The sequence below is a fragment of the Pelomonas lactea genome, assembly GCF_043555885.1.
GTDB classification, from domain to species: Bacteria; Pseudomonadota; Gammaproteobacteria; order Burkholderiales; family Burkholderiaceae_C; genus Pelomonas; species Pelomonas lactea.
Genome location: NZ_JBIGHX010000011.1, coordinates 95,311 through 113,686, shown reverse-complemented (window position 1 = coordinate 113,686; position 18,376 = coordinate 95,311). Strand labels below are relative to the sequence as shown.

The window sequence follows — 18,376 nt, the reverse complement described above, 5'->3', positions numbered from 1 at the left end:
CCCTGCGTCAGGCGTGAATCCTCACGACGCGCGCGGGTCGGCCCTTGGCCTCGCGGGCGCGCAGCTGGCCGCAACCGCCTTCCACATCCTGGCCGGCGGAGTCGCGCAGCTTGGTCAGCACGCCGCGCGCCGACAGCTCGGCCGCGATGGCACGCGCGCGCTCCCAGCTCGGGCGCTGGAAGGGCAGGCCCTCGTTGCTGTTGAACGGGATCATGTTCAGCAGCCCGTAGCGGCCCTTGAGCAGCCGCACGATGCCGTCCAGTTCTTCCTGCCCGTCGTTGACGCCGTCCAGCAGCGTCCACTGGTACTGGATGGGGTAGCCGCTGGCGCGGGCATAGGCGTCGGCGGCGTCGACGAGTTCTTCGGGCGTGAGGCGCGGCGCGCGCGGCAGCAGCTCGGCGCGCTTGTCGGCATCCGTCGTGTGCAGCGACAGCGCCAGCGCCGGCTTCACGTCGGCCTCGTTCAGCGCGGCGAACGCGCGCTCGTCGCCCACCGTCGAGAACACCAGCTGCTTGTGCCCGAAGCCGCCCTCGCGGCCGAGCAGCGTGATCGCGTCCAGCACGTTGGCGAGGTTGTGCGCGGGCTCGCCCATGCCCATGAAGACGACCTTCTTCAGCCGCGGGTTGCGGCGCCGCGCCAGCACCACCTGCGCGACGATCTCGGCGCTGCCGACCTGTCGGATCAGCCCGTCCACACCGGTCATGCAGAACCGGCAGCCCACCGCGCAGCCCACCTGGCTGGACACGCAGACCCCGTCGCGCGGCAGCAGCACGGTCTCCACCGTCTGGCCGTCATGCAGGCCCAGCAGCAGCCGCGCCGACACGCCGTCGCCGCCGGCATGCCCGCTCCTCACGGCCAGCAGCCCGTCCAGCTCGGCGAACAGGCTTGGCAGCGCGTCCATGACGGCCCTGGGCAGCCAGCCCTGCAGCGGCTGCTTGCCGGCATCAAGCGGCAGGTTCTGCACCCAGTGGCGCAGCACGCGGCTTTCATGGGTGGGGTTGGCGCCCAGCGCACGCAGGCGCTGGCGGAGGTCGGAGATCAGCATGACGGGGCGATTGTCCCGGACCTTGATCCGGCAGTTGACCGCTTGCGATTCATCCGTCGCTGGCTTGCGTCAACACTAGAGGCCGCTCGCCTGCTTAGTCACTTCGGTGAACAGCGCTGCGCCCCCGCTGGTCTGGCGTTTCAAGCCGCTGGCTGCGTTGCTCCTCCTTGTGGGCACGAGCCCACTGCGTCGTCGCGCCTTGCCAGCGACTTGCCTCACCAGCCCCTCGGGAGCGCTCAACTGCCGCATCACGGTCGCCTGAGAATGCACCCATGACCGCTCCCCGTTTCTTCGCCCTCGTTCCCGCCGCCGGCATCGGCGAGCGCTCCGGCGCCGGCATGCCCAAGCAGTACGTCGAGATCGCCGGCCGCCCGATGCTGGCCCACACGCTGGCCGCGCTGGCCGCCGTGCCGCGCATCGCGCAGACGCTGGTGGTGCTGTCGCCGGCCGACGACCGCTTCGAAGGCGCGCTGCCGGGCTGCACGGCCTGGGTGGCGCGAGTCGGCGGTGCCAGCCGCGCCGACAGCGTGTTGGGCGGCCTGGCCGACCTGCGGTCACGCGGCGCGACGGATGGCGACTGGGTGCTGGTGCACGACGCGGCGCGCTGCCTGCTGCGGCCCGAGTGGGTCGACGCGCTCATCGACGCCTGTCAGGACGACGACGTCGGCGGCCTGCTGGCCCAGCCCATTGCCGACACCTTGAAGGCCGGTGGCGCGGATGGTCGCGTGACGGCGACTGTCGACCGCCGCGACAAGTGGGCGGCCCAGACGCCGCAGATGTTCCGCCTGGGTCTGGCCGAGAAAGCCTTGGCCGCGATGGGCGCTGCCGCGACCGACGAGGCCAGCGCCGTCGAGGCGCTGGGTCTGACGCCGCGGCTGGTGCGTGCGTCGATGGCCAACTTCAAGGTGACGTGGCCGGAGGACTTCGAGTTGGCCGAGCGCTGGCTTCACCAGGTGGGCCCCAGCAGCAGATAAGCCGCCGTGTCCCCGCCCCGCGTCGACCCCAGCGCGAGGAAGAATGGCCCGAAGCGCGTGTCCACGCTGAGGAAGCCGCTGGCGGCCTGACGCCAGCCGTCGCGGGGCAGGTTGGACAGTTTCAGCCCCGTGCCGTTGCCCACCGCCCCCGTCTCCAGCGAGAAGCCCACGCGCACGGCGCCGCCCAGCCCTACCGGCATCTGGCCGATGCGCCGCGCCATGACGAGGCGAGCCAGCACCATGTTCTCGCCGACCAGCGAGCCGTCCGGCGTGCCCGACAGCCGCAGATAGCCGCCCAGCGAGCGGGCCTGGCCGCGCTCGGCATGCGCGAACTCGCCGTACAGCTGGCCGGCCCATTCGCCCAGGCGGAACGCCGACAGCCCCAGCAGCGACGCGTTGATGACATGACCCTCGCCGCGCGGCCGCAGCCATTCGATGCGGGCCGTCGTCCACTGGCCGCGGCTGGGGAAGGCCAGCGAGTCCAGCGTGTCGGTGTGCAGCTCCAGGTACTGCTGGCTGTAGCTCTTGGACGCGCGCCCGCCGCTGCTGATCGGCAGCACCACTTCGTCGCTGGCGCGCAGCCGGCCGATGCCGAAACGCACGTCGCCCAGGCCGGCCACGCGGTGGCCCAGTTCCAGCTGGGCGCTGGTCAGGCTGCTGCTCAGCCGCAGCGCGCGCTGGCCCTGGTTGAACACGTCGTTGGCGCCGGCCTCGTAGCCCAGCTTGGCGGCGGCGAACCAGCGCGAGCCCGGGCCCAGCGGCTGGTAGAACTCGGTGTTCAGGCCGCGCGTGGTGCCGATGCGCGCCACGCTGCGCAGCTCGGCGCCCCAGCGGTTCAGCCAGTTGGCCACGTGCATTGCGACCAGCGAGTAGCTGCTGGCATCGGCGAAGTCGCTGTACAGCTCCAGCCCCAGGCGAACGCGGCTGGCGGCCCAGTCGGCCTCGGTGAGCTTGAACTCGATGTTGCGGCGGCCGTCGCGATCGTCGATCTCGGTTTCGATGCGTTCCAGGTCGCCGGTGCCGTCCAGCCGCTCGACGGCTCGTGCGAGTTCCGTGCGGCCCACGGTGTCGCCCGGCTGCAGCGCGAGTTCGGCGCGCAGCGCCTCGGCGTTGGTGCGGCGCGTGCCGGTGATCCTGATGTCGCCCAGCGGCAGCGCCGGCAGCGCCGACTCCGGCACACCCAGACGCCGGGCCTGCAGCGTGGCCTGCGCGGCGGGCGCGGCCAGCGCGGACAGCCGCTCGCCGGCGGCCAGGGCGGCGCGCCGGCCGGTGGCCAGGGCCTCGTCGGCGCGGTAGAAGTCCATGAAGCCCATGCCGCCCAGGTCCGGGTCGATGACGATGTCCTGCGGCCGCAGCTCCTGCAGCGAGCGCTGCACGTTCTGCTCGGTCAGGATCTGCAGCATCTGGTTGGCCACCATGACGGCGCTGGTGATCTCGCGTTCCTCCAGCAGCGGTGTGCCGACGTTGACGGCGATGATGATGTCCGCGCCCAGCTGGCGCGCCAGGTCGATGGGCAGGTTGCGCACCAGGCCGCCGTCCACCAGCGGCCGCCCGTTCACGCGCAGCGGCGAGAACACGCCGGGCACGGCCATGGACGCACGCAACGCCTCGAACAGCGGCGTGTCGGCCTGATCCAGCATGGCGCCCGACAGCAGGTCGGTGGCGACGGCGCGGAACGGGATGGGCAGGCGGCGCAGCGGGTCGTCCATGCGCGTGGCGGGCAGCAGCGACGACAGCGTGGCCTCCAACTGGCCGTTGCCGGCTGCGCCGGCCGGCAGTTGCGCGCCCTTGGCCAGGCTCACGCCGAACTCGATGCGCGACGGCAGGCGCTCATCGTCTTCGCGGCGGCGGATGGCCAGGCGCTCGCGGGCCGGGCGGTCGGCCAGGATGGCGTTCCAGTTGGCGCTCTTCACCAGGGCCTCCAGCTCGTCCACGCTGCGGCCCGACGCGTACGCGCCGCCGACGACGGCGCCCATGCTGGTGCCGACGATGAGGTCCACCGGCACCTGCAGCTCCTCCAGCACGCGCAGCACGCCGATGTGGGCCAGACCGCGGGCACCGCCGCCGGACAGCACCAGGCCGATGCGCGGGCGCGGCGTTGGCGTGGCCTGTGCCTGTGACGAAGGGGTTGCCGGCGCGGCGGGCTGTGCCATCGCGCCGCTGCAGATCAGCAGCAGGGCGGTGGCGAACGTGGTGGCGAGGTGGAATGGATGGGGCGGACGGCGCATGGCGCCGCACCATATCAGGCGCGTCAGGCGTCAGCGCACGCCGAACGGGGTCAGGTCGCCCTGGCGCCGCAGGCGCTGCAGGGCCTGCCGCAGCTTGTCGACGTCGTCCGCGGCGGTCTCCGGATTGCAGGCCAGGTAGCCGTCGATGCGTGACGTGACCAGCAACGGCCTGATCGCGAGCCCGCCGGCGTTGCGGGCGGTCGGCTCGGCCACCAGTTGGTGGGCGTACCAGTAGTCCACGCGGCCGGCCTGCAGCATGCGCAGCGCGATCGCCGCGCTGCTGACCTCCTGCGCGACCACGCCGGCCTCGCGCAGCGCGATGGCGGTGAAGGTCTCCCGCAGCACCACCACCGGCTTGCCGCGCAGCGCGCCCAGGTCCGGCGGCGCGAACAGGGCGTCGGTGCGGCCGTACACGGCGACATCCGCTCGCGAGACGACGCCCACCCACTGGAACCGTTCCTCGCGATCGGGCGAGCGCGTCACGCCCAGCACGCAGGTGTTCGGCTCGGTGAGGACCGTGTTCCATGCGCGGGCCAGCGGCACGCTCGAGGTCTCGATGCTCAACTCGCTGGCCTGGGCGATCTGGCGCAGCAGCAGGCCGCCGGGGCCGGCGATGTGGCCACCTTCCACGATGTCGAACAGCCCCGGCACCGGGAACACCAGCATGCGCAGCGGCGGCCTCGCGGCTGCGGCGGCCGTCGCAAGTGCCGCGAGCAGTCCGGCCAGCAGGCGCAGTCGGGGGGAGGTGCTGGGCATGGTGGGAGGGTAGCGCGCAGGGGCGCCGGTTTGCACGGACAATCCTGTGCATGATTTCTGCGACTGCCCTGCGCATCGGCGAAGGCTGGGACACCCACCAGCTCGTCACCGGCCGCCCGCTGATCCTCGGCGGCATCACGATTGCACACACGCACGGCCTGCTGGGCCACTCCGACGCCGACGCGCTGGCCCATGCCATCACCGACGCGCTGCTGGGCGCCGCCGCCTTGGGCGACATCGGCAAGCTGTTCCCCGACACGGCCGCCGAGTTCAAGGGCGCCGATTCCATGGTGCTGCTGGCCGAGGCCTACCGCCGCGTGCGCGAGGCGGGCTGGCAACTTGTGAACCTGGACACCACCATCGTCGCCCAGGCGCCCAAGATGGCGCCTCACATCCCGGCCATGCGCGCGCGGCTGGCCGAGGTGCTGGGCGTGGACGTTGCCCAGGTCAACGTGAAGGCCAAGACGGCCGAGAAGATGGGCCCGGTGGGCGAGGGCCGCGCCATCGAGGCGCGCGCCGTCTGCCTGCTGGCCGCGGCGCCGCGATAGGCGCGCTTCAGCCGGCCTGCAGCTTGAGCACCGTCAGCAAGCCGCCTTCCGGCGAGTTGCTGATGGACAGCTGGCCACCCAGGCGCTGCACCGATTTCTCGACGATGGCCAACCCCAGGCCCGCGCCGCTGGCGGCCGTGCGCGCCGCGTCACCGCGGTAGAACGGGGTCGTCAGCCGGGCCAGGCGGTCCGGAGGCACGCCGGGCCCATGGTCGCGCACGCGCAGCTCCACCCACGAACCCTGGCGAGTCGCACTGACGTCCACGCGCGCCGGCTCGCCGGGCTCGTGGCCGTAGCGGCGCGCGTTCTCGAACAGGTTCAGCAGCACGCGGCCCAGCTCGGTGTCGTCGACGAAGACCTTCAGCGCCGTGCTGACCTGCACGCGGAAGCGGATCTGGTCGGGGTCGCGGAAGCCCTGCACCTCGCGCTCGACGATGTCGGCCAGCTTGGCCTCGCGCAGTTGCGTCTCGTTGGGGCGCGCATAGTCCATGAACTTGCTGATGATGGCGTCGAGCTGGTCGATGTCCTGCGCCATGAAGTGACGCGCCTGCTCGTCGCTGACGCTCATCTCCGTCTCAAGCCGCAGCCGCGCCAGCGGCGTGCGCAGGTCGTGCGAGATGCCGGCCAGCATGACGGCGCGGTCCTCCTCCAGCTTGGCCAGCTCGCGGGCCATGCGGTTGAAGCCCATGTTGACCTCGCGGATCTCGCTGGTCATCGTCGTCTCGTCCAGCCGCGAGTCGTACTCGCCCTCGCGGATGCGGCCGGCGGCCTCGGCCAGCTCGCGCAGCGGCTGGTTGATGAGCCGCGCGATCAGTGCCGAGCCGACGATGGTGGCCAGCAGCGCAATGAGCACCCACCACCAGTTGCCGGCGAGGTTGACGGACAGCGGCGCTGCGCTGGTCTTGAGCCAGAAGGCGTCCTCGCCGACGACGTAGCGCACCCACAGGCCGGGCACGTCGTTGACGCTGCGGGCGATCAGCGTATCCGGCCCCAGCGTGCCGCGCAGCTCGGCGGCCAGCTTCTTCGCGAACGGGCTGGTGTCGTAGGGCAGCCAGCGGTCCGTTTGCTCGGCGACGCGCACCTGCACCGTGTCGCCGCGCGACATCGACGTGATGACGGCCACGCGGTTGATGGGGTCGGTGTGCTCCAGCGCGATGCGGCTGAGCTTGACGAGGCCGGCCAGCTGTTCGGCCGACTCCAGCGCCCGCGGCTCGGCCTCCAGCAGCTTGAAGGTGTACTGCCAGGCCAGCACCGCGCCGGCCAGCAGCAGCGCCAGCCACGCGAACGTGCGCCAGAAAAGATTCAAGGCGAGGTGGGGGCGGGGCATCAATCAGTTGAGTTGTGTTCGGGCCGAGCGCCGGGCCGCCCCAAGCCGGCCCGTCGGGCGATGTGCTTGCCGGTCGATCCGGCAAGCATCGCCGTCCCCGCGGGGGACCGACCAGACTTGCCCGCGTACAGCGCGGCAAGACTGGGCGAGGGGCTCAAGAATTCTCATCCGGCACGAAGACATAGCCCACGCCCCAGACGGTCTGGATGTAGCGCGGCTGGGCCGGGTCGGCCTCCAGCATCTTGCGCAGGCGCGAGATCTGCACGTCCAGGCTGCGGTCGAACGGCTCGAACTCGCGGCCGCGGGCCAGCTGGGCCAGCTTGTCGCGGGACAGCGGCTGGCGCGGGTGGCGCACCAGCGTCTTCAGCATGGAGAACTCGCCGGTGGTCAGCGGCAGTTGCTCGCCATTCTTCGTGAGACGACGCAGGGCCAGGTCGAACTCAAACGGGCCGAAGGTCACCGTCATCGGTTCCTTGGACGGCGCGCCCGGAGCTTCCGGCGGCGGGCGGCGGCGCAGCACCGCGTTGATGCGGGCCAGCAATTCGCGCGGGTTGAACGGCTTGGCGAGGTAGTCGTCGGCGCCCACCTCCAGGCCGACGATGCGGTCCACGTCCTCGACCTTGGCGGTCAGCATGATGATGGGCGTCTGGTCGTTGGCGGCGCGCAGGCGGCGGCAGATCGTCAGGCCGTCCTCGCCGGGCAGCATCAGGTCCAGCACGATGAGGTCCACCGTCTCACGGGTCAGCTGCTTGTTCAGCGCGCGGCTGTCTTCGGCCAGCAGCACTTCGAAGCCTTCCTGGGTCAGGTAACGGCGCAGCAGGTCACGGATGCGGGCATCGTCGTCGACGACGAGGATGCGGTTCTGGCGGGGATTGGCGGCGTTGTTCATCGCGCTTCCTGAATTTGTAACAGCGGCATTGTGTGCAGGTTTGAAAGCCGGTCGCGTAGGACAGCAGGCATCGGTTACAGCTCGTTGCCATATCGGGGGCATGGTGCGCCGCTAAGCTGGAAGCCCCCTGTTGAAAGGAAGTGCCATGCGTGTGTTTGCCGCCCTGTCTGTTCTGACCCTGGCCGCCGCGGCCCAGGCCGCCGAGGCGCCGCGGGAGCGGCTGAGCCTGTCGGCCAGCGCCACCGCCGAGGTCACGCGCGACGTGCTGGGGGTCAGCTTCTCCACCACGCGTGACGGCAGCGAGCCCACGGCCGTGCAGGCGGCGCTGAAGCAGGCGCTGGATGCCGCGCTGGCCGAGGCGCGCAGGGTGGCCAAGCCGGGCCAGGTGGACGTGCAGACCGGCGGCTTCTCGCTGTACCCGCGCCACGACCCCAAGACGGGCAAGATCAACGGCTGGCAGGGCAGTGCGGAGCTGCAGGTGGAGGGCCGCGACACGGCCGCCATCGCGCAGCTGACCGGCCGCATCAGCACGCTGAGCATCGCCCGCGTGGGCTACAGCCTGTCGCGAGAGGCGCGCGAGAAGGCCGAGGCCGACATCACGACCCAGGCCATCGGCCGCTACCGCGCCAAGGCGGCGGACTACGCGAAGCAGTTCGGCTACGGCGGCTATGTGGTGGGTGAGATCAACATCTCGAGCGACGAGGTGTCGCAGCCGCGGCCCATGATGGCGATGCGCATGGTCAAGGCCGAGGCGGCCGATGCCGGCCTGCCGACCGAGGCCGGCAAGGCCAGCGTGACGGTGAACGTCAGCGGCAGCGTGCAGCTGACGCGCGAGTCGTCCCCGCGCTGAGCGATAGCGAGGGACTGTGGGGCCAGCGCCGGGCCGCTCCCAAGCGGCCCCGCAGCGGACGTCGGCGCGGGGCCACCCCCGCGACGGTCCGCGCCCCCTCGGGGGGGCGGATCGGCGTATCCGCCGGGCCGGGGGGCCACTCAGACCGCCGTCCAGCCCCCGTCCATCGCCCAGGCCTGGCCGCGCACGTTGATGGCGGCGTCCGAGCACAGGAACACGGTGAGCGCACCCAGTTCCTCGGGCGTCGTGAAATGCAGCGACGGCTGCTTCTCGGCCAGCAGGCGGCGCTTGGCCTCGTCGTTGTCGACGCCGTCCTTCGCGGCCAGCGCGTCCACCTGCTTCTGCACCAGCGGCGTCAGCACCCAGCCGGGGCAGATGGCGTTGACGGTGACCGGTGTCGTGGCCGTCTCCAGCGCGACGCTCTTCGTGAAGCCGACCAGGCCGTGCTTGGCGGCCACGTAGGCCGACTTCTGCGCCGACGCCACGAGCCCGTGTGCCGACGCGATGTTGACGATGCGGCCCCAGCCGCGCTGCAGCATGCCCGGCAGCGCCAGCCGCGTCGTGTGGAAGGCCGACGTGAGGTTGATGGCGATGATCGCGTCCCACTTCTCGACGGGGAAGTCCTGCACCGGCGCCACATGCTGGATGCCGGCGTTGTTGACGAGGATGTCGATGCCGCCAAACTCGGCGTCGGCATAGGCCACCAGCGCGGCGATGTCGCTCGGCTTGCTCATGTCGGCACCGTGGTAGCCCACCTTGACACCCAGCGCCGCCACCTCGGCCTTGGGCGCCTCGGCGTCGCCGAAGCCGTTCAGGATCACGTTGGTCCCCTGCCTGGCCAGCGACAGCGCGATACCCAGGCCGATGCCGCTGGTGGAGCCGGTGACGAGGGCGGTCTTGCCTTTCAACATGATGGGAATCCTCTCGGGTTGCTACGATGGTTTCAAAGGATTGAACCATGACCCAGCCCGACCTGCGCTTCGTCAATTGCCTGGACGCCACCGGCCTGCACCGCATGGCGTACTGGGAGTGGGCCGGCCCGAGCGCCGACGCGCCGGTGCTGGTCTGTGTGCACGGACTGTCGCGTCAGGGGCGCGACTTCGACGCGCTGGCCCGTGTCATGAGCAGCCGCTACCGCGTGGTCTGCCCCGACGTGGCCGGCCGCGGCCGCTCCGACTGGCTGCGCCAACCCGGCGGCTACGCGATCCCGGCCTACGTGTCCGACATGATCGCGCTGCTGGCGCGGCTGGACGTGGAGCAGGTGGACTGGGTGGGCACGTCCATGGGCGGGCTCATCGGCCTGGGCGTGGCGTCGCTGCGCGGGGCCGAGGGGCGGCCGGGCTTCATTCGCCGCCTCGTGCTCAACGACGTGGGCCCCGCCATCCGCTTCGAGGCGCTGCAGCGCATCGGCAGCTACCTCGGCAAGGTGCAGCGCTTCACGTCGCTGGCCGAGGGTGCGGCCTATCTGCGCACCATTTCCGACGGCTTTGGGCCGCACACCGAGGCCGAGTGGCTGGCCCTGTCGGAGCCGCTGTTCCAGCAGGACGGCGATGGTTGGCGGCTGCGCTACGACCCCGCCATCGCCGTGCCCTTCGGTGCCGTGACGCCCGAACTCGCCGCAGTGGGCGAGGCCGCGCTTTGGGCCGCCTATGACGCGCTGACCTGCCCGACGCTGCTGATCCGCGGCGCCGACAGCGACCTGCTCAGCGCCGAGACCGCGCGCGCGATGACGCAGCGCGGCCCCGGCGCGCGGCTGGTCGAGCTGCCCGGCGTGGGGCATGCGCCCACCTTGATCCATGACGACCAGATCGCCATCGTCCGAGACTTCCTGAGTTCATGAAGACAGGCTTGATGCACGAGGGCGCGGCCACCGCGCCCATCGTCGCGCTGCTGGATACCAGCACCGATCATTCCCACGCCGAGGTGGCCCGCGCGCGCGCCTTTGCCGAGCCGCTGCTGGCCGCCGAGACGCTGGACACCGGCGAAAACGCGCTGACCCATGCCGACGGCGTGGCTGCCATCCTGCAGGCCGTGGGCGCCGCTCAGGAACTGCAGGCGGCGGCCTACCTCGTCTACGCGGCCGACTTCCTGACCAAACCCGAAGACGTCGTCGCCAAGGCCTTCGGCGACAGCCACGCCAGCCTCGTCACGCACACGCGCAAGCTGGTGCAGATGCAGCGCGCGGCGCGGGCCGCCAAGGTCAGCACCGACCAGAAGGCCCAGCAGACCGAGCGCGTGCGCAAGATGCTGCTGGCGTTCTCGAGGGACCTGCGCGTCGTGCTGCTGCGCCTGGCCTCGCGGCTGCAGACGCTGCGCTGGCATGCCGCCAGCAAGACGCCGTGCCCACCGGAGCTGGCCGCCGAGTCGCAGGCGGTGTTCGCGCCGCTGGCCAACCGGCTGGGCATCTGGCAGATCAAGTGGGAGCTGGAAGACCTCGCGTTCCGCTTCCGCGAGCCCGAGGCCTACAAGGCGCTGGCCAAGGGGCTGCAGGAGAAACGTGTCGAGCGCGAGCAGCGCATCGAGGCCGCGCGCGCGACGCTGCAGGCCGACCTGTACGCGCAGGGCATCGCCGCCGAAGTCCAGGGCCGTCCCAAGCATCTCTACAGCATCCACAAGAAGATGCAGGGCAAGGCGCTGTCGCTGGACCGCGTGTTTGACCTGCGGGCCTTGCGCGTCATCGTCGCCAGCGTGGCCGACTGCTACGCCGTGCTGGCGCGGCTGCACGAGCTCTACACGCCGGTGCCGGGCGAGTTCGACGACTACATCGCCAAGCCCAAGCCCAATGGCTACCAGTCGCTGCACACGGTGGTGCTGGGGCCGGACCAGCGGGTCATGGAAGTGCAGATCCGCACGCGCGAGATGCACGACCACGCCGAGCATGGCGTGGCCGCGCACTGGGCCTACAAGGAGGCCGGCGCGCGCGGCTACGCCGGCGTCAGCGCGGCGGGCGAGTTCGAGGAGCAGGTGGCACGCGCCCGCAAGGCCGTGCTGAACCAGCTGCTGGCCTGGGAGCGCGACACTGTGCAGGGCGAGGGCGGGGCGGTGTTCGATGACCGCATCTACGTCTTCACGCCGCAGGCCACCATCGTCGAGCTGGCGGCTGGCGCGACGCCGGTGGACTTCGCCTACGCGGTGCACACCGACCTGGGCCACCGCTGCCGCGGTGCGCGCATCGACGGCCAGATGCTGCCGCTGAACACGCCGCTGCAAAGCGGGCAGACGGTGGAGATCATCGCGACCAAGGAGGGTGGGCCGTCGCTGGACTGGCTGAATCCCGAGCTGGGCTATCTGCAGAGCCAGCGTTCGCGCGCCAAGGTGCGGGCGTGGTTCAACGCGCTGCAGCAGGCGCAGACCATCGCCAAGGGCCGCGAGCTGGTCGAGAAGCTGCTGCAGCGCGAGGGCAGGACGGCGCTGAAGCTGGACGAGCTGGCCGCGCGGCTGGGCTTCAAGGGCGCGGACGCGCTGTTCGAGGTGGTCGGCAAGGACGAGTACTCGCTGCGCAACATCGAGCTGCTGCTGCGGCCGCCCGAGCCGGCGGCCGACGAGGACGAACTGCTCGCGCAGAAGCACACGCGCAGCGCCAGCAGCCCGGGCGCGGGCGGGCGCGGCGGCGTGCTGGTGGTGGGCATCGACTCGCTGCTGACGACGCTGTCGCGCTGCTGCCGGCCCGCGCCGCCGGACGCCATCGCCGGCTTCGTCACGCGCGGCAAAGGCGTGGCCATCCACCGCAGCGACTGCAGCAATCTCGCCGAGATGAAGCGCCGCTCGCCCGAACGCGTCATCGCCGTCGAGTGGGGCGGCGGTGAGCCGGCTGGCAAGAGCGCGCCGGTCTACCCGGTCGACGTGCTGGTCGAGGCCGGCGACCGGCAGGGCCTGCTGCGCGACGTGCTGGAGATCTTCGCCAAGGAGAAGATGAACGTCGTCGCCGTCAACACGCAGTCGCTGCAGGGCGGTGCCGCTGCCAGGCCGCGCACCGGCGGCGGCGACACGGCGTGGATGAGCTTCACGCTGGAGCTGTCCGACGCCACCAGGTTGGCCAAGGTGCTGCGCGACCTGTGCGCCATCTCGGGCGTCCGTTCAGCGCGCCGGAAGTGATTTGTGGACGAACCCTCAAAAAGCATGCTATAGTGCGAAGCTCTTCAGGCGCGTAGCTCAGTTGGTTAGAGCACCACCTTGACATGGTGGGGGTCGTTGGTTCGAATCCAATCGCGCCTACCAAATACGGTAGGTACCTCGTGTACAGCAAAGCCCGGTAACTCAGTGAGTTGCCGGGCTTTTTGCTTTGCGGCCCGTGGCGGGCGCCTGCGTCAGGCGCCTGGCTTCACGCCGCTCCTGACGATGAGTGCCAGGCCTTGCTGGCCGGGCCGCGCGGGCAGCGCGTCGCTGAACCAGTCGCCCGGCTGGGCCAGCGCCTGGCCCGAGGGGCTGATGCGGACCTGCACCGTGACGGCGCCGAAGCGCGACAGCGGCCGGTCGGGCGACATCGCGTGGCGGTCGTCGATGACGACGTCGGCGGGCAGGTCGCTGGCGCGCAGGCGCACGACGGCGGCCGGCATGCGTTCGCCCGCGGGGCGCACGACGACGAACACCGTGGCCTGCGGCGGGATGCCGTCGGCCAGCGTGGCATCGATGGCGACGCGGGCGCCGAGGGACGCCGCGGCGCCCGGCGCCGACAGCCGCTGCAGGTCGGACTCCACGCGCAGCGCCATGTCCGAGCCCGGCGGCAGCAGGGCCAGCAGGCGCTGCCAGTGCCGGCGCGCGGTGTCGATGTCGCTGCGGCGCATCGCGGCGGCGCCGGCCAGCGCGAGCGCCTTGGGCTGGTTGACATCCAGCGCCAGCGCCGCCGCGATGGCGGCCTGCGCGGGCCCACCGAGGTCGCCGTCGTGCGCCGAGCCCAGCGCGTCGGCGAGGTCGGCCTGCAGCCGCGCGACGATGTCGGCCGGCGCCTGCTGGCGCGTCGCCGCAGCGATGGCCTGACCGTACGACTGGGCGGCATCGCCGAAGCGCTCCATCGTTTCCTGCGATCGGGCCAGCACCAGCCAGCCTTCCAGGTCGTCGGGGTTGGCGCGCAGGCGCTCGGTCAGGCGGGCGACGGCGGTCTCGACCTGGTTGCCGCTGCCTTCGTGCGTGGCCGCGGAGGCTATTGCCAGCTCCGCCACGGCGCGCGGGTCGCCGGCGTGCAGGTAGAGCGCCAGCGCGGCCACGGGCAGCGCCACGCTGAGCAGCGCGGCGGGTAGGCGCGTCTGCCAGGGGCTGTCGCGCAGCGCGGGCGCGGGGCTGGCAGCCTCCAGCTCCTGCAGGAAGCCCAGCTGCAGTTCGTCCAGCGCCTGCTGGTGCTCGGCGGGGCTCAGGGCCTCCTGTGCCAGTTCCTCGCGCTTGCGTCGGTACAGCTCGCGCAGGCGATCCCCGCCGTCGGCCGGGGCGTCGCGCGGCTCGCGCAGCAGCGGCCACAGCAAGCCGCCCAGGGCCAGCAGCAGCAGCGAGATGGCGAGCGCCCACAGCGGCCAGAGGGTGGGCGTCATGGCGTACCTCCGTCGTCCAGCAGTCGGCGTGCGCGCTCGCGTTGCGCGTCGTCGAGGGGCTGGGGCGGGCCGGCTCGCCGGCGGTGCCTCAGCGTGGCGGCCAGTGCGGCCAGGCCGGCGAGGCCCAGCGCGAACGGCGCGCCCCACAGCAGCCACGTCGACGGCCGCAGCGGCGGCGCGTAGCGCACGAAGCTGCCGTAGCGCTGCTCGAAGAAGGCCAGCACCTCGTCGTCGCTGCGGCCGGCCTGCAATTGCGTGCGGATCTCGCGGCGCATGTCGGCGGCCAGCGGCGCGCTGGACTCGGCGATGGTCTGGTTCTGGCAGACGACGCAGCGCAGCTGCGCCGCCAGCGCCGCCTCGCGGGCGTCGACATCGGCCATCGCGCTGCAGGCCAGTGCCAGCAGGCAGGCGGTCAACACGAGGCGTTTCATTTCAGTGACCTCACGATGGGCATCAGCGTGTCGCGCCAGACCTCGGTGGTGACGGGGCCGACATGGCGGAAGCGCACGCGGCCGGCGGCGTCGATGACGAAGGTCTCGGGCACGCCGTGCACGCCGAAGTCCATGCCGACGCGACCGTCGGCGTCGACGGCCGACCCGAGGTAAGGGTCGCCGACCTGCGCCAGCAGCGCGCGCGCCGGGCCCTCGCGGTCCTTGTAGTTGAGGCCGAACAGCGGCACGCCGTCGCGCGTGGACAGCACCTTCAGCGCCGGCATCTCGGTGCGGCAGGGCTCGCACCACGAGGCCCAGACGTTCAGCAGCCAGACCTGGCCGCGCAGCTGGGCGATGTCCAGCCGGCGGGTGGCGTCGTGCAGCAGCGGGCGGTCGATGGCGGGCGCGGGGTGGTCGATCAGCGCCGACGGCAGCGCGCGTGGGTCGCGCCGCAGGCCCAGGCCCAGCGCGACGGCCAGCGCGAGGAAGACCAGCAACGGCAGCAGGTAGCGCATCAGGAGGGCTCCCCGTGGCTCACTGGCAGGGCGGCCGCTTCGCGGCGGCGGGCGGTGCGATAGCGTTTGTCTGCGAGGGCCAGCAGGCCGCCCAGCGCCATCAGCGCGCAGCCGACCCAGATCCACGCCAGGAAGGGCTTGACCTGGATGCGCACGGTCCAGGCGCCGTCGGCCAGCGGTTCGCCCAGGCCCACGAGCAGGTCCTGCTGCAGGCCGGTGGCGATGGCCGACTGGCTCATGGGCATGGCCTGCGTGCGGTAGACGCGCTTCTCGGGGTACAGCGCCGGCAGCGCCTGTCCGTCGCGGCTGACGCCGACGGCCACGCGCTGCGCGTCGTAGTTGGGGCCCTTGACCGTCTCGGTGGCGCCGAGGCGGAACTCGAAGCCGCCGACGTTGACCGGCGTGCCCGGCGCCAGGCTCAGCTCGCGCTTGCTCTCGAAGCCGCCCGACAGCGTGACGCCGAACACGAACACGCCGACGCCGGCGTGCGCCAGCAGCATGCCCCACCAGGCGCGCGGCTGTTTGGCCCAGCGGCCGCGCCAGTCGCCCTGCAGCCGCTGCCACGCCTGCGCCAGCGCGCTGCACAGGCACCAGGCCGCCAGCAGCAGGCCGAAGGCGGAGAGGGGCGTCCAGGTGTGGTCAGGTTCCCGCGGCAGCAGCACGCCGAGCAGCAAGGCGCAGATGCCGCTGGCGGCCAGCGCCCAGCGCAGCTGCACGCGCAGTTCGGGCAGCGTGCTGCGCTTCCAGCGCGCCATCGGGCCCACGCCCATCAGCACCAGCGCCGGCACGATGAGCGGCACGAACACCGCCTGGAAGTAGGGCGGGCCGACGGAGATCTTGTCGCCGCCCAGCACGTCCAGCAGCAGCGGATACAGCGTGCCGATGAGCACGGCCAGCGCGGCGGTGGCGAACAGCACGTTGTTGACCAGCAGCAGCGTCTCGCGCGAGAGCGCCGCGAAGCGGCCGCCCTGCGCGATGCTGGGCGCGCGCCAGGCGAACAGCAGCAGCGACGTGCCGACGACGGCCACCATGAAGCACAGGATGTAGAGGCCGCGGCCGGGGTCCACCGCGAACGCGTGCACCGATGTCAGCACGCCCGAGCGGACGAGGAAGGTGCCCAGCAGGCTCAACGAGAACGCGGCAATGGCCAGCATCACGGTCCAGCCGCGGAACGCTCCTCGCTGGTCGCTGACGATGAGCGAATGGATGAGCGCGGTGCCCACCAGCCAGGGCATGAAGGACGCGTTCTCGACCGGGTCCCAGAACCACCAGCCGCCCCAGCCGAGCACGTAGTAGGCCCAGGCGCTGCCGAGCAGGATGCCCAGCGTCAGGAAGGTCCAGGCCGCCAGCGTCCACGGCCGCGACCAGCGCGCCCACGCGGCGTTCAGCTCGCCCGACAGCAGCGCCGCGATGCCGAACGCGAACGCGACCGAGAAGCCCACGTAGCCCATGTAGAGCAGCGGCGGGTGCAGCACCATGCCGGGGTCCTGCAGCAGCGGGTTCAGGTCGCGGCCTTCGGCCGGCGCGGGCACGAGGCGGTCGAACGGGTTGGACAGCAGCAGCAGGAACAGCAGCAGCCCGACGCTGACGAGGCCCATCACGCCCAGCACGCGTGCCGCGAAGGCCGGCGGCAGCGCGCGGCTGCGCAGCGCGACGGCCAGCGTCCACGCCGACAGCAGCGCCTGCCACAGCAGCATGGAGCCCTCGTGGCTGCCCCACACGGCGGTGAAGCGGTAGATGGCCGGGAGCTCGGAGTGCGAGTTGGACGCGACGTAGCGCACCGAGAAGTCGCCGGCGAGGAAGGCCTGCGCCAGGCAGCCGAACGCGAGCCAGACGAACAGCGCCTGCAGCGCCGCGGCCGGGCGGGCGACGCGCATCCAGCTCGCCAAGCGCCAGTGCGCGCCGGCCAGCGCTAGCACGGCCTGCGTGCCCGCCACCAGCAGCGCCAGCACGAGGGCGAAGACGCCGATCTCCGGGATCACTTCGCGGCCCCCTTGTCGTGGGCCTGCTTCAGCGCGGCGGCGGCTGGCGGCGGCATGTAGTTCTCGTCGTGCTTGGCCAGCACCTCGGTGGCGGTGAAGACGGCGTCGGTCAGCCGGCCGGAGACGACGACGCCCTTGCCCTCGCGGAACAGGTCGGGCAGCAGGCCGCGGTAGTGCACGGGGATGCTGTGCGCGCCGTCGGTGACGACGAAGCGCAGGTCCAGCCCGTCGGCGGCGCGCTGCAGCGAGCCCGCTTCGACGAGCCCACCCAGCCGGAACGCGGCCTGGCGCGGCGCCTCGCCGGCGTTGACCTGCGTGGGGCTGTAGAAGAAGGTCACATTGCTGTTCAGCGCCCTCAGCACGAGGGCGGTGGCGATGGACACCGCGGCGAGGCCGAGGGCCACGAACAGCAGGCGGCGTTGGCGGGGCGTCATGGCGCGTCGCCTCGCTGCAGGTCGCGCGCGCGGCGGCAGCGCCGCCACAGCAGCATCAGTTCGGCGGCGAGCAGCAGGCCCGACACGCCGAAGGCCAGCGTCAGGTAGAAGCCGTGGTCGGCAGCGTTCATTCGTCGGCCTCCAGCGCGGCGCGTTCGGTGATGAGGCAGCGCGCGCGGGCCAGCGCGGCGGCGACGCTGTAGGCCCAGCAGGCGCCGGCCATCAGCAGCATGCCGATCAGCATCGTGTGGGTCATCGTCGGGGCCGCGTCGAAGCGGATGGTGGAGCCCTGGTGCAGCGTGCTCCACCATTGCACCGAGAAGTAGATGATGGGCACGTTGACGACGCCCGCCAGCAGCAGGATGGCGCCGGCGTTGTCGGCACGGCGCGGGTCTTCGATGCTGGATACGAGCGCGAGGTAGGCGAGGTACAGGAACAGCAGGATCAGCTCGGACGTCAGCCGCGCGTCCCACACCCACCACGTGCCCCAGGTCGGCTTGCCCCAGGCCGCGCCGGTCCACAGCGCGATGGCCGTGAACACCGCGCCGGTGGGCGCCAGCGCGCGCGACAGCAGCGGCGACAGCCGCGTGCCGAACACCAGCCCCAGGCCGGCGTGCGCGGCGGCGATCAGGTAGATGAACATCGACATCCACGCGGCCGGCACGTGCAGGAAGATGATGCGGTAGACCTCGCCCTGCTGGTGGTCTGTCGGCGCGACGGCGAAGCCCACCCACAGGCCGGCGGCGGCCAGCACGGCGGCGAGGCCGGCGAACCACGGGATGAGGCGGCCGGCGAGCGCGTGGAACAGCGGCGGCGAGGCGAAGCGCCGCCAGCGGGCCGGTGCGGCGTGGGGCAGGGCGTGGGTGGGGTTCATG

General features: G+C 71.9%; 18 protein-coding genes and 1 tRNA gene. 6 read left to right on the top strand and 13 right to left on the bottom strand.

What is annotated here, in order from left to right:
- Positions 1-7: 7 nt before the first annotated feature.
- Complete coding sequence (locus ACG04Q_RS24345; protein ID WP_394514228.1) at positions 8-1,045, bottom strand: RNA methyltransferase; 1,038 nt, start codon at positions 1,043-1,045, stop codon at positions 8-10.
- A gap of 272 nt (positions 1,046-1,317) precedes the next feature.
- On the opposite strand from ACG04Q_RS24345, the gene ispD reads away from it, so the two are divergent.
- Complete coding sequence (gene ispD, locus ACG04Q_RS24340; RefSeq protein WP_394514226.1) at positions 1,318-2,019, top strand: 2-C-methyl-D-erythritol 4-phosphate cytidylyltransferase; 702 nt, start codon at positions 1,318-1,320, stop codon at positions 2,017-2,019.
- Here ispD and ACG04Q_RS24335 read toward each other — a convergent pair.
- Together ACG04Q_RS24335 and ACG04Q_RS24330 are read right to left on the bottom strand one after the other, a co-directional pair.
- Positions 1,992-4,247 carry a patatin-like phospholipase family protein gene (locus ACG04Q_RS24335; RefSeq protein ID WP_394514224.1) on the bottom strand — a complete coding sequence of 752 codons (2,256 nt, stop codon included), beginning with the start codon at positions 4,245-4,247 and terminating at the stop codon, positions 1,992-1,994. The two genes, ispD and ACG04Q_RS24335, sit on opposite strands and share 28 nt — an antisense overlap.
- Before the next feature lie 30 nt (positions 4,248-4,277).
- On the bottom strand, positions 4,278-5,003 hold the full coding sequence (locus ACG04Q_RS24330; protein WP_394514222.1) for a substrate-binding periplasmic protein: 726 nt from the start codon (positions 5,001-5,003) through the stop codon (positions 4,278-4,280).
- A gap of 50 nt (positions 5,004-5,053) precedes the next feature.
- Here ACG04Q_RS24330 and ispF point away from each other — a divergent pair, with 50 nt between their 5' ends.
- Positions 5,054-5,551, top strand: a complete 498-nt coding sequence (ispF, locus tag ACG04Q_RS24325) for a 2-C-methyl-D-erythritol 2,4-cyclodiphosphate synthase (RefSeq protein ID WP_394514220.1) — start codon at positions 5,054-5,056, stop codon at positions 5,549-5,551.
- A gap of 7 nt (positions 5,552-5,558) precedes the next feature.
- On the opposite strand, the gene ACG04Q_RS24320 is transcribed toward ispF, so the two are convergent.
- Entirely contained in the window at positions 5,559-6,878 is a 1,320-nt protein-coding gene (locus tag ACG04Q_RS24320; RefSeq protein ID WP_394514218.1) for an ATP-binding protein, read from the bottom strand.
- A gap of 154 nt (positions 6,879-7,032) precedes the next feature.
- Entirely contained in the window at positions 7,033-7,767 is a 735-nt protein-coding gene (gene ompR, locus ACG04Q_RS24315) for an osmolarity response regulator transcription factor OmpR (protein WP_394514215.1), read from the bottom strand.
- Positions 7,768-7,912: 145 nt separating this feature from the next.
- Between ompR and ACG04Q_RS24310 the strand changes: the two genes are divergently transcribed.
- The gene (locus ACG04Q_RS24310) at positions 7,913-8,617 is read left to right on the top strand and encodes an SIMPL domain-containing protein (RefSeq protein ID WP_394514213.1); all 705 of its coding nucleotides are present in this window, start codon (positions 7,913-7,915) and stop codon (positions 8,615-8,617) included.
- 140 nt (positions 8,618-8,757) lie between these two features.
- Here ACG04Q_RS24310 and ACG04Q_RS24305 read toward each other — a convergent pair whose 3' ends face one another.
- Positions 8,758-9,531, bottom strand: a complete 774-nt coding sequence (locus ACG04Q_RS24305; RefSeq protein WP_394514415.1) for a 3-hydroxybutyrate dehydrogenase — start codon at positions 9,529-9,531, stop codon at positions 8,758-8,760.
- Between the two features lie 44 nt (positions 9,532-9,575).
- On the opposite strand from ACG04Q_RS24305, the gene ACG04Q_RS24300 reads away from it, so the two are divergent.
- The 3 genes from ACG04Q_RS24300 (at position 9,576) to ACG04Q_RS24290 (ending at position 12,835) form a co-directional block, all read left to right on the top strand.
- Complete coding sequence (locus tag ACG04Q_RS24300) at positions 9,576-10,457, top strand: alpha/beta fold hydrolase (RefSeq protein ID WP_394514211.1); 882 nt, start codon at positions 9,576-9,578, stop codon at positions 10,455-10,457.
- Positions 10,454-12,712, top strand: coding sequence for a RelA/SpoT family protein (locus ACG04Q_RS24295; protein ID WP_394514209.1), 2,259 nt, complete (start codon positions 10,454-10,456; stop codon positions 12,710-12,712). Before ACG04Q_RS24300 ends, ACG04Q_RS24295 begins: the two co-directional genes overlap by 4 nt.
- Before the next feature lie 46 nt (positions 12,713-12,758).
- Positions 12,759-12,835 (top strand) — tRNA-Val (locus ACG04Q_RS24290).
- Between the two features lie 89 nt (positions 12,836-12,924).
- On the opposite strand, the gene ccmI is transcribed toward ACG04Q_RS24290, so the two are convergent.
- From ccmI to ccmC, 7 genes are read right to left on the bottom strand one after another with little or no spacing between them, the layout of a single operon-like run.
- On the bottom strand, positions 12,925-14,139 hold the full coding sequence (gene ccmI, locus ACG04Q_RS24285; protein ID WP_394514207.1) for a c-type cytochrome biogenesis protein CcmI: 1,215 nt from the start codon (positions 14,137-14,139) through the stop codon (positions 12,925-12,927).
- A complete protein-coding gene (locus ACG04Q_RS24280) occupies positions 14,136-14,570 on the bottom strand; it encodes a cytochrome c-type biogenesis protein (protein WP_394514205.1) in 435 nt (144 codons plus the stop codon). The genes ccmI and ACG04Q_RS24280 overlap by 4 nt, the downstream gene beginning before the upstream one ends.
- The gene (locus ACG04Q_RS24275; RefSeq protein ID WP_394514203.1) at positions 14,567-15,085 is read right to left on the bottom strand and encodes a DsbE family thiol:disulfide interchange protein; all 519 of its coding nucleotides are present in this window, start codon (positions 15,083-15,085) and stop codon (positions 14,567-14,569) included. Before ACG04Q_RS24275 ends, ACG04Q_RS24280 begins: the two co-directional genes overlap by 4 nt.
- On the bottom strand, positions 15,085-17,067 hold the full coding sequence (locus tag ACG04Q_RS24270) for a heme lyase CcmF/NrfE family subunit (protein ID WP_394514201.1): 1,983 nt from the start codon (positions 17,065-17,067) through the stop codon (positions 15,085-15,087). Before ACG04Q_RS24270 ends, ACG04Q_RS24275 begins: the two co-directional genes overlap by 1 nt.
- On the bottom strand, positions 17,064-17,501 hold the full coding sequence (gene ccmE / locus ACG04Q_RS24265) for a cytochrome c maturation protein CcmE (protein ID WP_394514199.1): 438 nt from the start codon (positions 17,499-17,501) through the stop codon (positions 17,064-17,066). Before ccmE ends, ACG04Q_RS24270 begins: the two co-directional genes overlap by 4 nt.
- On the bottom strand, positions 17,498-17,632 hold the full coding sequence (gene ccmD, locus ACG04Q_RS24260; protein WP_394514197.1) for a heme exporter protein CcmD: 135 nt from the start codon (positions 17,630-17,632) through the stop codon (positions 17,498-17,500). Before ccmD ends, ccmE begins: the two co-directional genes overlap by 4 nt.
- Complete coding sequence (gene ccmC / locus ACG04Q_RS24255; RefSeq protein WP_394514195.1) at positions 17,629-18,375, bottom strand: heme ABC transporter permease CcmC; 747 nt, start codon at positions 18,373-18,375, stop codon at positions 17,629-17,631. Before ccmC ends, ccmD begins: the two co-directional genes overlap by 4 nt.
- Position 18,376: the final 1 nt, after the last annotated feature.

Coding starts and splice junctions, on each gene's coding strand:
- ccmD (WP_394514197.1), bottom strand. CDS start 17,632: ATGAACGCTGCCGACCACGGCTTCTACCTGACGCTGGCCTTCGGCGTG.
- ACG04Q_RS24345 (WP_394514228.1), bottom strand. CDS start 1,045: ATGCTGATCTCCGACCTCCGCCAGCGCCTGCGTGCGCTGGGCGCCAAC.
- ACG04Q_RS24320 (WP_394514218.1), bottom strand. CDS start 6,878: ATGCCCCGCCCCCACCTCGCCTTGAATCTTTTCTGGCGCACGTTCGCG.
- ccmC (WP_394514195.1), bottom strand. CDS start 18,375: ATGAACCCCACCCACGCCCTGCCCCACGCCGCACCGGCCCGCTGGCGG.
- ispF (WP_394514220.1), top strand. CDS start 5,054: ATGATTTCTGCGACTGCCCTGCGCATCGGCGAAGGCTGGGACACCCAC.
- ccmI (WP_394514207.1), bottom strand. CDS start 14,139: ATGACGCCCACCCTCTGGCCGCTGTGGGCGCTCGCCATCTCGCTGCTG.
- ccmE (WP_394514199.1), bottom strand. CDS start 17,501: ATGACGCCCCGCCAACGCCGCCTGCTGTTCGTGGCCCTCGGCCTCGCC.
- ACG04Q_RS24275 (WP_394514203.1), bottom strand. CDS start 15,085: ATGCGCTACCTGCTGCCGTTGCTGGTCTTCCTCGCGCTGGCCGTCGCG.
- ACG04Q_RS24335 (WP_394514224.1), bottom strand. CDS start 4,247: ATGCGCCGTCCGCCCCATCCATTCCACCTCGCCACCACGTTCGCCACC.
- ACG04Q_RS24300 (WP_394514211.1), top strand. CDS start 9,576: ATGACCCAGCCCGACCTGCGCTTCGTCAATTGCCTGGACGCCACCGGC.
- ACG04Q_RS24330 (WP_394514222.1), bottom strand. CDS start 5,003: ATGCCCAGCACCTCCCCCCGACTGCGCCTGCTGGCCGGACTGCTCGCG.
- ACG04Q_RS24280 (WP_394514205.1), bottom strand. CDS start 14,570: ATGAAACGCCTCGTGTTGACCGCCTGCCTGCTGGCACTGGCCTGCAGC.
- ACG04Q_RS24295 (WP_394514209.1), top strand. CDS start 10,454: ATGAAGACAGGCTTGATGCACGAGGGCGCGGCCACCGCGCCCATCGTC.
- ACG04Q_RS24310 (WP_394514213.1), top strand. CDS start 7,913: ATGCGTGTGTTTGCCGCCCTGTCTGTTCTGACCCTGGCCGCCGCGGCC.
- ispD (WP_394514226.1), top strand. CDS start 1,318: ATGACCGCTCCCCGTTTCTTCGCCCTCGTTCCCGCCGCCGGCATCGGC.
- ompR (WP_394514215.1), bottom strand. CDS start 7,767: ATGAACAACGCCGCCAATCCCCGCCAGAACCGCATCCTCGTCGTCGAC.